This window comes from Planktothrix tepida PCC 9214 (genome assembly GCF_900009145.1).
Lineage (GTDB): Bacteria > Cyanobacteriota > Cyanobacteriia > Cyanobacteriales > Microcoleaceae > Planktothrix > Planktothrix tepida.
Genome location: NZ_LN889813.1, coordinates 128295 through 141858 on the forward strand (window position 1 = coordinate 128295; position 13564 = coordinate 141858).

Sequence of the window (13564 nt, forward strand, 5' to 3'; positions counted from 1 at the left end):
TTATTGGTTGACAGTTAACGGTTAACCATCAACCAACAACGCTTAAGGTCTAAAATTTAAAAACAGGCCAGTCTGGTTCTCGATAATAGCGGGTCATGTCATCAAACTTGCGGAGTTCTGCTCGTTTAACCCAAATTTCTTGAGTAGAATCTAACCATTGTTGATTGAAAGAAGAGAGAATATTACAAAAATGACCCCGATCTAAATCTTCAGGAATTGTTCCGAAATAACCCAATGTGATGTGAGCCGTTAAATAATATTGTTGATCGACACCTAATGGAATTAAACTTGGATTTTGATAGATAGCACGCCGGAATTCAGTTGTTTTTTGATAGGACTCTTGATCACGGGGAACCAGACAAACGGCGATCGCCCTTGGCATTAGCATAAAACCGAAAATTTGCCAACGAATTCCCTGGGGAATTGGTGTGGATTTAAAACCTTGAAACGATTGAGCGATCGCTTGATGCAACTTCGGATCAAAACTGAGATCTTCTTTGCTGGCATCTCGATAAGCACTATCCCAAATCAAATCCGCTAAGGTAAAGTGTAAACTTTCCTGGGGAATCGGAATCCAAAAATTGGGATCAAACTTTTCACTGAGTTGCTGCTGACAAGTTTGGAGATTCTGATAAAATTCTCCATTGTCCCCATCATCTTCAGCCGGAGGAGTGATAATACTATAACCCGGAAAAGGCACAGCTTGGTGTTTACCCTGGGAGTCAGGCTTAAACTTAGGGGACTCCTGAATATACTCAAGCTGAGAGTGATAGGATTCTGGCAGCGTTAATCGCGCGACCCGATTCACATAAACTTGATAAGTATCGTCCAATTTTAATCGCCTCTTTTGAAAAAATTAAGTTATTATGCCTATCCACCTCTACTGGGGAGACGATGACTTTGCTTTAATGCAAGCGGTTGAACGATTGCGGGAGTCCGTCCTTGATCCCAGTTGGGCTAGTTTTAATTTTGACAGAATTCTGTCCGATCAACAAAATTCTGTGATTATGGGACTTAATCAAGCCATGACTCCTCCTTTTGGGATGGGTGGACGCTTCGTTTGGTTAGTGGATACTTCCCTTTTCCAGCAATGTCCAACGGACGTTTATCAAGAGTTAGAACGCACCCTTTCGGTGATCCCCGATACGACAACGTTGCTTTTAACGGGTTCTAACAAACCCGACGGTCGGTTAAAGTCCACAACATTACTCAAGAAATATATTGACAAATCTAAAGGAGAATTGCGAGAATTTTCTCGAATTAAACCTTGGGAAATCGATAAATTAGAACAGCACGTTAAAACTTTAGCAACGGAACGTGGGGTCAATTTGAGTCCTAATGGGATTACTTTATTAGCAGAGTTAGTTGGAAATGATACTCGACAACTCTATAACGAATTGGAAAAACTCAAGCTATTTGCGGGGAATACTCATCAACCCCTCAGCCTTGAGCAAATTTCCTTATTAGTTCAGGCTAATACTCAAAATAGCTTAAAACTTGCCACTTGTATTAAAGCCGGACAAACCAGTAAAGCCTTAGAGTTAATTACAGAGTTACTCCAACACAATGAACCGGGATTAAAAATTGTCGCCACTTTAGTCAGTCAATTTCGGACGTGGTTATGGATTAAATTAATGATGGAAACCGGAGTCAGGGATAAACAGGAAATTGCGAAAACCGCCGAAATTGGCAACCCCAACCGTGTCTTTTTTTTGCAAAAAGAAGTACAAACCCTCACCCTAAATCAACTACAACACAGCTTACCTTTGTTACTTCAACTTGAAGCTCATCTCAAAGGCGGCGCAGATGAACGTTCAACTCTCCAAACCCATGTTATTGAGTTGTGTCAGCTATTTCAACGAAAATAGAGGGGTAGGGTGTACATCTAACGTCAGTGTTCTTCTTCCCCTATCTTCCCCTTTCCCCCTCTCCCCCTTCTGCTAACTGTACTATGGGTTTGAATAAGGCGGCACCGAGAAGACCACTCACCACACTAAATGCTAGAATCACACCAACGGGGAGTTGAATGGACTCAAAAAAGAGGAACTTCAAAGAAATGGGGGCGGCATTTTGAACGGCGAGAATTGCGATCGCACCGATCCAAACTGCAACAATAAAGCTGGTAACAATAGCGGGGGCGTTAGGCATAGATTACAACAATTGGTCAAACGAGGATATTTGTTTTTCTATTCTAATTAATCGAGACAGGAAAATACTTACGCTGAGGAAAAAATCGGCTTTATTGAGCTTATTCCCCCTATCGGACATTTCTGTATTTTATTAAAAATGGAGTTCGGTCAAAGATTAGAAAAACTAATCTTTATAAAAATTTAACATTTGCCGTCCCAGGGTCTATCCATCAAGGAGATTATGGTATAATTCAAAATCAAGCTAGACTTAAACCTTTTCTGTGGTGAATCTAATGCCGAGACTGACATCCATCCTGATGCACCAGATACTTTTCTCTAAAACTGGAGTTAAAAGGGTTCAGTCTGCCGAAGGCGTACGATTCTTTTCTTTTCTTTTATATTGAACTTAAACCCCGTTTCATTAGGTTTACGCCTCTAATTTTCAGAGGATCTAGCCTTAAACGGACACTTAAATATGAGTTGAGGGAGTCTTAATCAATTATTACTCTCTGGCTACTGCCTTGGCATGAGCAAAGGCGAATTTACAAAGACAAGTGAGGCTGGATTCAATATGAAACCCGAATACGAAGGTTCACCCGTCTGCGACTGGAATCAAGATGCCTCTAAAATCCTTACTATTTTAGATCAAACATCTTGTTCTGGGTCTATTATATCAGGAGAATGCCCAGATGAAAACCCCAGTTCTAAGTCTTCTGAAATGATGACCTTAATGGCAGTTGAATGGGCAAAACAATATTACTCAATGATTTGGAGTCCCAACCCATCTCATTCATCGACGGGGATTGAACCCGATCAACCTGTTGATATTACTGAGTTTGATGAACAGCGTTCCCGTATTGTTTCCCAGCTTTTCCAAATGTTAAATATAGCCGGGGAAATTGCCTGGAATAAAATTGATGCCGTACTCGGATCTTATCTTCAATCTCATCAAAATCTTTTAGAATTAATTAAACCCAAAGAAATTATTCAAGATACTTGCCATCTGTATCGAGAAACCATAGAAGCTTATGCTCAATATGAATATCCTTCCCGGTTAGCGGTTTTAGTGGGTCGAGAGATTATTTCCATTCGCCGTAAATATTCCAATAGAAGTGCTGTATTTCTAGCGGTCTTAGCAATGGAATTTAACTATGTAGGCAAAATTTTATTAGATTGGATTCCCCTAAAATCCCGCTCGATTTTTTTACTGTATTTCAAAGCAGTAGAAGATTATCTTCATGCCCCCATTGCAGAAGTTCATGCCTTAGCCGCTACCCATAAAGCAGATTCAGAAGCCTTAATTGCTGTACAACAATTACTATCTCAAACAACAACAATCGCCCATAATGTTTATAACCGAGTTTGTCATTTACATCCCGGCTATCGAAGCATCAGTGGCAATTTAGCAAATTCTATGGTTCACTATTCTAGTATTCGAGATGTTGAACTCTTTCAAATTTATTTATGCTTGTGTGCGTTAGAAGGCAGTTTGCGACCCGTGCAAGAAGAGTTATTTCCGATGTGTGTGATTTTATATCCCCGATTAAATGTAAGTTGGGAGTTGGTGCAGGATATGTTAAATTCTTTGCTTTGGGAACTTTATTATAGTTTGAGTCCAGAAAATTATAAAGTGTTTTTGCCCTATATTCATACCATAACTGAAATATTTTCTGATCGAGTCGTTTATTGAGACATTCATGAATTTAGTCTGGACTGCAATTGCTACAGGAATCACCAGTTTTATTGCCACCAATATTGATGATATTGTCATTTTAATGTTATTTTTCTCTCAACTGAATCGTCAGTTTACGGTTCAACATATTATTGGGGGTCAATATCTGGGATTTACCTGTTTAGTAATAGCGAGTTTAGTCGGATTTATGGGAGGTTTAATTCTTCCTAAAACCGTGATTGGATTACTGGGATTCCTCCCAATTGCTATTGGCATTAAAGAGTTATTTCAAGGGGAAAAAGAGGAAGAGGAAATTCAAGGAGTAGCTTTTGATTCTTTAACCGCAGAGTCTCGATCTGCTTGGAAACGTTCTCTGGGAAAGGTTTTAAATACACCTTTATTTAATGTCGCTGCGGTAACTGTTGCCAATGGGGGTGATAATATTGGGATTTATATTCCCTTATTTGCGAATTCTAATGGGTTGAGTTTAGGAATTATTCTGATTGTTTTTTATATCTTAATTGGGGTTTGGTGTGCGATCGCTTATTTCTTAACTCGTCATCCTATGTTAGCTCGATTTTTAACTCAATACGGCGAAAAAATAACCCCCTATATTTTAATTGCATTAGGAATTTTTATTTTAATAGAAAGTGAAAGTTACCATCTCCTACCTAAGTTCTAAACCTTGTAACGGATTTTTAAGCCCTATTAAGGATTGTAAAATTTTGCTTGAAATTGCAATTTTTGTTGAGGTTAGTTAAGAAGTTTCCTCAAGTTTGATAAACAATTGTAAATGATCAAGCATCAAATCTTGCTATCAGAGAAAAAATATATATCATAAGGAGGATGTAATTTTGACATCTTTAATATACAGATTCCACCATTCAAAAACCTATGTACCTTTCAAAACAAAACCTCCAACACCTCAATACCGTTACCCATGAAGGTAAAGTTGTTGTATTTGCCACCGATGCCGACGGTAAAATTTCCTATACTGTTAAACAAGATGGGTTTGAGGATAGCTATCTCAACACCCCCGCAGACCAAAGAACAGGTTGGGAAAACTGGCAATATTTGGAATTCCCCAATGAAGCAGATGACCAGTCCGTCATTAATCAAGAAACAGCGAAACTCACCCACCAGAAAGACACCAGCAATTTTATTCTCAGGTCACGCTACAAAACTCAAACTGAATCTGCTGTCGCCCCTGTTCAAGGGATTTCTGCCCTGGGACACGTCTACATTTTCCGCCAGTCCAAGTCTAATACTCTGTTAATAGACCGTTTTGTGTTAGATGGGATGACCAATAATCTAAACCGCAAGTTAGAAGTTCGGTTTAAGCGCAGTAAGCAGAAGCATACACCTACGAAAAATATGAACAAGGGGTCTAATGGACTCGTTAATATTGATTCCTTGGACTTCCGTGATGCTAACGGTAACTTTTTCTACGAACCCACCACAGAATTATGTTTAATTAATAACCTGTACAAAGGCTGGTTTTCTATCGTATTAGTTCCCACGATTGAAAACGATGTTTATCGCTGGCATATTTTTGCCTATAATAGTCAAACTCAGAAAGTCGAATTAACCACCATTCGGGCTTCTGGAGAAGGGCTATTTGATGTTCAAGATTATACCATTTTTGAAGAAGAAAATGAGACTCTAGTTCCTCGCCGAATCCCAGGAATTATTAAACGAACTTTAGATATTAAGGGTGTAGCTGTTACCAACGGTTTATCAGCCACTAAATACGATTTACAACAGGCCCAGCAAACCCAATCTGGGGAAGAACAACTGTTGAAAACCGCAACGAAATTAATGTTAGCAGTTCCCACCGATAAAGGGACAGCAGCCTTCAGTTTTGGCATTGCTGGCGATGGCACCCTAGCAGAAATTGATGATACACCCGATAGCACGATTATTCGCAGTCGTCAGCGAGAAGTATTATTACCGTTAAACACTTTAGATGAAATCAAATCCTTTGCTGACATAACACCCCCTCCCACAGCAAGTATTACGGGGTTTGCAGAAGGAACCGACGAAGAAGAAATCGAAGATTTAGTCAAAATATCGACTGATGGCAAAGCCGCAGAATTAGCCAATGGCGACCTCGTAAAAATTACAGGAACCAGTGATTATCAAGGTTTATATCGCACCCAAAAAGTCGATAATAATACCTTTGATATTGACTTGCCATCGGGGAGCGAACTCGGTTCTTGGGAAAAAGAAGACTCAGAAGAAGGTGGTTTAATTTTTGATGGCATGATTACGGCTTATCAAAAAACTGCCAATGGTAAATTACGAGTCACCTGTCCCAATCATGGTTTAGAAAATGGCGATGAAGTCCAAATTACGGGTACAGAAGACTACAACAACACCTATCCCGTACAGAAAATTGATGATACCCATTTTGTGATTGAACGCAAGTGGGCAATGGGGGAAGCAATTAATATAAAACGGTTAGCTCAGAAGCGACGCGGGATAGAGTTTGATGGTCATCAGGACTACATTGAAATTCCTAATGATGTCTTAACAGTACCCTCCGACAACAAAGACTTTGGGGCAACCTGTTCGGCATGGATTAACTGCTCTGTGTTAGAAAGAACAGAGCAGTTAATTGTGGGTCAAAAAGACGCTTCTATGAAGCTGATCATCAACCAAAAGGGCCAAGTTGCTTTCCAAGCCTTAATTGACGGTTCTTTGCAGGAGGTAGTAGACCCTAATCCTTTACCACTAAATCAATGGGTTCATTATGCAGGGGTAGTTGACAGTAATAAAAAAACTCGGCAAACCACGCTAATGCTGTGCAAAAACGGTGTAGAGGTAATCCCACAAGTTTTCCAGCACAATGTCACTGTTCTAGAACCACAACAAGAACTCCAAGCCCGCGACAAGAAAGCTAATGCTAACTTCGGCAACTCCGTCGCCATCAGTGGAGATACAGCTATTGTCGGTGCTCCTAAAGAAGATAGTGGCACAGGCAGCTCCTATATCTTCCAACGCGAGGCAGACGGCACATGGACACAGAAGCCCAAACTCCATGTCAACTACAACCTACAAAGCGACAACTACAACGGATGGAGCGACTACTTCGGCAGAGCCGTCGCTATCAGCGGTGATACAGCTATTGTTGGTGCTAGAGTTACTCTCTTAAGCGAGAAGGAGACAGGCAGTGCCTACATCTTCCAACGGGAGGCTGACGGTACATGGACAAAGGTTGACCAACTCCAAGCCAGCGACAAGCAAGCTTACGCCGCCTTCGGCAACTCTGTCGCCATCAGTGGAGATACGGCTATTGTCGGTGCTCCTAAAGAAGATACTGGCATAGGCAGTGCCTATATCTTCCAACGCAAGGCAGGCAGCGACAAATGGACACAGAAAGCCCAACTTCAAGCCAGCGACAAGCTAGATAGCGACTTCTTCGGCAACTCTGTCGCCATCAGTGGAGATATAGCTATTGTCGGTGCTCCTAAAGAAGATAAGGGCACAGGCAGCGTCTATATCTTCCAACGCGGGGCAGACGGCACATGGACACAGAAGGCTAAATTCCAAGCCAGCGACAAGCAAGCTGACGCCAACTTCGGCAACTCTGTCGCCATCAGTGGAGATATAGCTATTGTCGGTGCTCCTAAAGAAGATAAGGGCACAGGCAGCGTCTATATCTTCCAACGCGGGGCAGACGGCACATGGACACAGAAGGCTAAATTCCAAGCCAGCGACAAGCAAGCTGACGCCAACTTCGGCAACTCCGTCGCTATCAGTGGAGATACAGCTATTGTCGGTGCTTATTATCAAGATACTGATTCTAAACAAGATGCAGGCAGCGCCTATATCTTCCAACGCGAGGCAGACGGCACATGGACACAGAAGGCCAAACTCCAAGCCAGCAACAAGCAAGCTAAGGCTAAGTTCGGCAACTCCGTCGCTATCAGTGAAGATACAGCTATTGTCGGTGCTTGTTATCAAGATACTGACTCTAAACAACAAGATGCAGGCAGCGCCTATATTTTTACTGTCCCAACAGAAAACCAATTCAAATCCAGTATCGGAGACTCCTTTATCGGCAAAATTAGCGATGTCCAAATCTGGAATATAGCCCGCACAGCCGAAGACATCAAGAACAATATGTATCTACAACTGACTGGTCAAGAAGTCGGTTTAGTGGGTTACTGGCGTTTGGGGGCAATCAGCGAAGGCCAAGTTATTGACTTTTCAGTTAATGGTAACAATGGCACTGTCTATGGGGATGTCTATGTCAGTGCTCAACAACTGGGGCGCAAACTAACAGGGAAAACAGACGCAGTTAAATATAGCAATCCTGAGCTATTTGCTGTTAGTGAACGGGCTACTTATGAAGAAAGCTTTGAGTTTAAGGTGAAGCATGACTCAAAGCTAGTCGTAGTCGATCTTAACTATTTAAAGAATGCAGATGGTCAAGGCCAGATTTTTACCTTCTCTTATTGGGGTAAAAGAAGTCGGAATGCGGAAGAGGAAATAAGCATCAACGGTGAGCAAAATGAATTTAAAGCCTCGGATGGCGGTTGGTATAAAGCTTCTTGCAACGTTACCATTCCTGAAGGGGTGAGTCTATTACGTTCCTTTGAGATTAAGGATATCAAAGGTGACTGGACATCCCTCGAAATTCGTAAACATCGGATTCGCTTGTTGTCTGACAGTATTACCGAGGCTAAGTATACCGATAGCGTGACTTTGAAGACTTTGGCTGATCGTCAGGCAACACTATCTACAAAATTGGGCGAACTGGAACCATTAGAGAAGGAAGAAGCTGATAAGCTCAAGCGAAAACGAGAGATAGAGGAACTGCTGAAGCCAGGAAACAAGAGTCTTCAGAAACAAACTGATCTGATTGAAAAGCTAAAAAAAGAAGAGGAAAACGCAAAAAACAAATACAATCAGGAATTCATAAATCCTGTCAATTACTGGCTTGAGATTAAGAATAATGTAGACATAAGTTGGGTGTTAGGGCTTGATGGTGACAAGTGGGCTATTGTTGAGGCATCCAGTAAAAAGCCGACGCAATGGTGGCAACTAGAGCCTACTTCTACTGAGAATATTTTCAAACTCAAGAACAAACAATACAACGATTACTTAGATGTCTACCTCAAACGTGACAACTACTCTTATGGGGGTGTTGGAGACGGCCCAAATTACCCTAAAAAGGGGTTCGAGGAATGGAAACTGGATCTATCCTCTAAGACTACTAAATTGGAAAACACTAAGAGCCAGAGTGAGTACAAATTCTTGACGATATTCTCAATAGGTAACATTGTAAAGCTAAGCACGATTAACACTAGCTATAACAGTGTATTGCTAAGCACAGAATCGCAGTGTGCCTACTGGCAACTCGAAAGAGTAGAACCACTCAATAATGTAATCTCTGATTGTGAAAAAAACTGGAAAGATAAGACAAAAGAGCTCGAAGATGCCAAGTCAAAATTAAAAGATTTACAACTGGATAAAGACGCTCTCAACAAAGAGTTGGGGGAAATCAAAAAACAGCTTGACCAAGAAATTGAGCCTCAGTTAACAACGAAAAACCGAGAAATCCTTGGCATAGCCCAACCAAAGCCGCAAACTCTGTCCCCAATTAAGAAAGTCAAGGGATTGGTAACTCAAGGAGCTATCCTCGGCTTTGTGAAGCCTGCCAGCCGCTTGAACGCCATTGAAACTTGTGAAGGTAACGTGCAACTGAGCTACTTCGACATCGAAGGTCGGATGCGGCAAATAAACTATGATGTTACAGCCGATAGTAATAATTCCACCGTTGAACAGTGGCTTCCTGATGCTCGAAGAGTCTGCTTAAAGTTGATCGAGTCCAACAGCGTTGTTCTGTTAAAAGATGAGAACAATCAATCCAAACCTCTGCGTCTGATTGGAGACTGGACGATAGAAGCATGGTTCTTCTATCCTTTTCCACTTCAAGAAACAACAGAATGGAATACTTTAACCAAAGGGGAGAAGAGTGGACATCACATTCGGGTTAAAGATGGCAAACAGTTAGGGATTTATCTGGAAAATCTGCCCGAAGGACTGGCGGATCGTTTCTACGATAGTGGCTATAATCTGGAGTTATTAACCACAGGCTGGCATCATCTCACTGCTGTAGGTCGAGGTGATACAACCCTGTTTTATATTGATGGCAAGAAAGTTGGCGATGTTAAAGCCAAAGTGCTTGGAGAGGCAAAAGCTGCGCTGGCAGACATATCTAAGGGTACTCAAGACTACAAAAATGCCGAGCAAAAGGTTAAAGACATCGAGAAAGCAGTTCTGAAAGTCACCAGCGATGTTTACTACATTGGTAACAGTGTTCAAGGAGAGCAATTTGGGAAACTAGCAGAAATCCGCATTTGGGGAATCGCCTTAAGTGAAGAAGAAATTGCCGTCAACAGTCAAACTCTACTGACTGGCAACGAACCGGGATTACTGGCTTACTATCCCATGAATGAAACCACAGACACCAAAGTTCTCGACCATACAGGGAATGGCTATAATGGCACGGTATCTCGTGCAGACTGCTGGTGGAGTTGTACTGCGCCAATTGGCAAACTGGAAAGCAAAGCTGACACCCTAGAAAGCCAACCTGACGCCCTCGTATGCAGCGAGTACAGCACTGTTACCATCGACCCAATCACTAAGCGCAAACAAGCAATCATGCGGTGCTTCCTTGGCTATCCCACTCAAGATGGAGTAACATTACTATCCGACAAGCGCATTGAACAATTAGAACTGAAATGGATTGGTAACGCCCAGTTTGCCCCAACCTTGTTAGGTTACATCGAAGGCGCTCCCCCCGTACCCAGTGAAAACCTAACCTTATCAGACGATTATAACGGTGCGACTTCTGTAGAATTAACCATGTCTGAAGATGTGGCATTTAGCTGGAAACGGACACAAGATAGCGGGTTGGGTTCGACAACCGAGACATTCATTGGTGCGGGAGAAACAATGTCTTTTCTCACTGCACCTATGGGTATGGGAACTTCTATAGACACAAGTTTCAAGGCTGGTTTCAAAGGCAACTTTGAGTTCAGCTATCAATTCCAGAATGAGAGTAGCATCACCTCCAGTTCATCGTTAAGCATGACGGATAAGTTAGAACTGCGAGGAACCCCGGAAGAAACCCCTAAATTCTCCCATTTAGGCACACGATTTATTCCCAAAAATATTGGTTACGCTTTGGTCGTTTCTGCAATAGCAGATGTGTTTGTCACCCGACTGGCTCGCAGTGGCAAAATGGTCGGCTACCAAGTTCAACCTGTGGATGGTATTCCCCCGGATGTTAATACCATCACTTTTTTGATGAATCCAGCCTACACGATGAATGGTAGTTTGGATGGCATGACGGGCAGTAGTGCTACGACTGATCGCTTCTTCAAGCACGTTCCTGAAATGCGAAGTCAGTATGGTTCCCTATATCCTGCCAGTTATTATCGCCTGCAAGAAGCTTATGACCTCAAACGCCAGATTGAAGCCGAAGACAAGCGACGGGAATCTTACTTCTCTAACTTTGATGTGCGTTTAGTGGACGAAACTTCTTTAGCTCGGAATATCGATAGTGGTGATGTACCAACTATGCCTGGACTACAACGGGAAGAAGATAAACCCAGCACCCAAATGACTGACGAGGAAAACAAACAAGCCCAAGAGGATAAATTTCAACAATTTCAAGTAGATACTCTAGCTGCTTCCGAGAATACAAACGCTGCTGCCAAGGCTAAACAAGCCGAAATCGAAAGCCAAATTAAAGACCAAGAGAAACGAATGCAGGCTACTGAGAGTTTTGAGGGTTGGCAGAAACGGATGGAAGATATTCAAATTCGGGCTGGCAAGCGCAACATCGTCAACACCTACGTTTGGGATGCTGATGGTGGATTGCGAACAGAGCAACAAAGCTTTGCCAATACCGTAGAACATACCATTGGTGGCTCTTATACTATGAATGCCAAGTTAGGGGTTGACAGTTCATTCAAAGTGGGTGCTGATGTAGAACTAACGGCTCAAGCTACTGTCAATTTGACCCAAACCATGAACAAAACCGAAGCTCGGAGTAAGGGTTTTGAGTTGAATGTAGACCTAAGCGGTTTGGAATATAAAGGCGTCACTGATTACAACGATCGCCCCATTCTGCCTGGGGAAAAAGTTGATCGCTATCGGTTTATGAGTTTCTACCTGGAAGGGAGTACCAATCACTTCCAAGACTTCTTTAACTATGTGGTTGACCCCGAATGGTTACAAAGCAACGATGAAGAAGCACGGGCTTTGCGTCAGGCCCAAGCAGGTAAGCCCAATAAAGCATGGCGGGTGTTGCACCGCGTTACTTATGTGGAACGTCCAGCCTTGATGGGCTTTGGTCGAGATGTCCGTAAATTGCGGGCTGCCGCTGCGATTACAGAAAATCAACAAATACTGGATAAAATTGCCAAGTTGGAGGATGCTAACCGTAAATTAGAGGAGAAACTCGATAAAATTCTCAACTACCTACAACAGCCTAAATAGTTAATTATTAAGAGGGGGGAAATCATTTTCCTTCCTCTTAAAATTAAGGGCGATCGCTTTTTAAACCCCAGAAAAATCATTCTGAATTTGCTGTAAAGTTTGATAGAATTTTTGAGAATGAATCCATCCCACATAACCCGCAAAACAACAATTTCCTGAAGCATCTAGGACAAAGACATGATCAATCAATTTTATGCTAAAATATAGATGCTTATTGTTTTTTAATGACTACTAACTCAGATTTCTTGCAATGGATATAAACTATGGTTTACTCCTTACCAAAACCAACAAGTTTTTCTGAATTTATTCAGTGGAAACCCGATAGCAAACGCTATGAACTCCATGAAGGAGTAATTATTGAAATGCCACAACCGACGGGAGAACATGAAGATATTGTAGGGTTTTTAGCTGAAAAACTGACCTTAGAATATGTGCGCCTCCATCTTTCTTATTCTATACCGAAAACGGCACTGGTTAAATCAGCTTCGAGCGAGTCGGCTTACTCGCCCGATATCTTATTATTGAATCGTTCTCATTTGGTGAATGAACCTTTCTGGAAGAAAGAATCTACTGTAACTTTGGGTCAGTCTATTCCTTTAGTAATTGAAGTCGTGAGCACGAATTGGCGAGATGATTATTATAAAAAATATGGAGAGTACGAAGAAATTGGAATTGCTGAATATTGGATTGTAGATTATCTAGCTCTGGGTGCTCGTAAATTGATTGGTAATCCCAAAAAACCAACTGTTTCTGTTTACTTTTTAGTCGATGGAGAATACCAAGTGACTCAATATCGAGAAAATGAGCGTATTCAGTCCTTCGTTGTTCCAGAGCTAAGTTTAACGGCTGAACAAATATTTAAAGCCGGAGTGATTTAATAAAATAGGACTCCAAACCAGACGTTAATTTAAGGTTTTAATCATTACTATACTAAAAGCCTGGGAGCTTGCCGAAATAGACTAGCAACAGAAGTGCTGAGATAGATAGCCATAGATTCTTTGTGAGTTCTTGACCATATTTAAACTTCTCGAAATCATTTGAAAACTGGGTTTTGCCCTGATCAAATAAAAAACAGAACTCAAACCATAACCATAGAGGTGGAATAATAATCCAAAATCCTATCAATCCCTTTTTAATTCCATCTGACCAGTTCCCAAAGATAGCACCTATAACCGAAATTAGAAGCAAAAAGATAGCTATTCTGGCAAAACTTTCTGTTGAGATAAATTTAGGGAGTCTCATAATT

The 13564-nt window shown here is 41.7% G+C and carries 8 protein-coding genes; 5 read left to right on the forward strand and 3 right to left on the reverse strand.

Annotated features, from left to right (window positions below):
* Positions 1–49: 49 nt before the first annotated feature.
* Positions 50–832, reverse strand: coding sequence for a DUF1868 domain-containing protein (locus PL9214_RS23275; RefSeq protein WP_072721386.1), 783 nt, complete (start codon positions 830–832; stop codon positions 50–52).
* A 34-nt stretch (positions 833–866) separates the two neighbouring features.
* Here PL9214_RS23275 and holA point away from each other — a divergent pair, with 34 nt between their 5' ends.
* Positions 867–1868, forward strand: a complete 1002-nt coding sequence (holA, locus tag PL9214_RS23280) for a DNA polymerase III subunit delta (RefSeq protein WP_072721391.1) — start codon at positions 867–869, stop codon at positions 1866–1868.
* Between the two features lie 40 nt (positions 1869–1908).
* Here the strand turns inward: holA and PL9214_RS23285 are convergent, their stop codons facing one another.
* Entirely contained in the window at positions 1909–2148 is a 240-nt protein-coding gene (locus tag PL9214_RS23285) for a LapA family protein (RefSeq protein ID WP_072721394.1), read from the reverse strand.
* A gap of 552 nt (positions 2149–2700) precedes the next feature.
* Here PL9214_RS23285 and PL9214_RS23290 point away from each other — a divergent pair.
* From PL9214_RS23290 to PL9214_RS31550, 3 genes are all read left to right on the forward strand, one after another.
* Positions 2701–3819, forward strand: coding sequence for a bilin-binding protein (locus PL9214_RS23290; RefSeq protein WP_072721397.1), 1119 nt, complete (start codon positions 2701–2703; stop codon positions 3817–3819).
* Between the two features lie 7 nt (positions 3820–3826).
* Entirely contained in the window at positions 3827–4483 is a 657-nt protein-coding gene (locus tag PL9214_RS23295) for a cadmium resistance transporter (RefSeq protein ID WP_072721399.1), read from the forward strand.
* 212 nt (positions 4484–4695) lie between these two features.
* A complete protein-coding gene (locus PL9214_RS31550) occupies positions 4696–12318 on the forward strand; it encodes a LamG-like jellyroll fold domain-containing protein (protein WP_186440445.1) in 7623 nt (2540 codons plus the stop codon).
* A gap of 60 nt (positions 12319–12378) precedes the next feature.
* Here PL9214_RS31550 and PL9214_RS32800 read toward each other — a convergent pair whose 3' ends face one another.
* A complete protein-coding gene (locus PL9214_RS32800; protein WP_281250364.1) occupies positions 12379–12507 on the reverse strand; it encodes a hypothetical protein in 129 nt (42 codons plus the stop codon).
* A gap of 74 nt (positions 12508–12581) precedes the next feature.
* Between PL9214_RS32800 and PL9214_RS23345 the strand changes: the two genes are divergently transcribed.
* Complete coding sequence (locus PL9214_RS23345; protein WP_072721401.1) at positions 12582–13196, forward strand: Uma2 family endonuclease; 615 nt, start codon at positions 12582–12584, stop codon at positions 13194–13196.
* Positions 13197–13564: the final 368 nt, after the last annotated feature.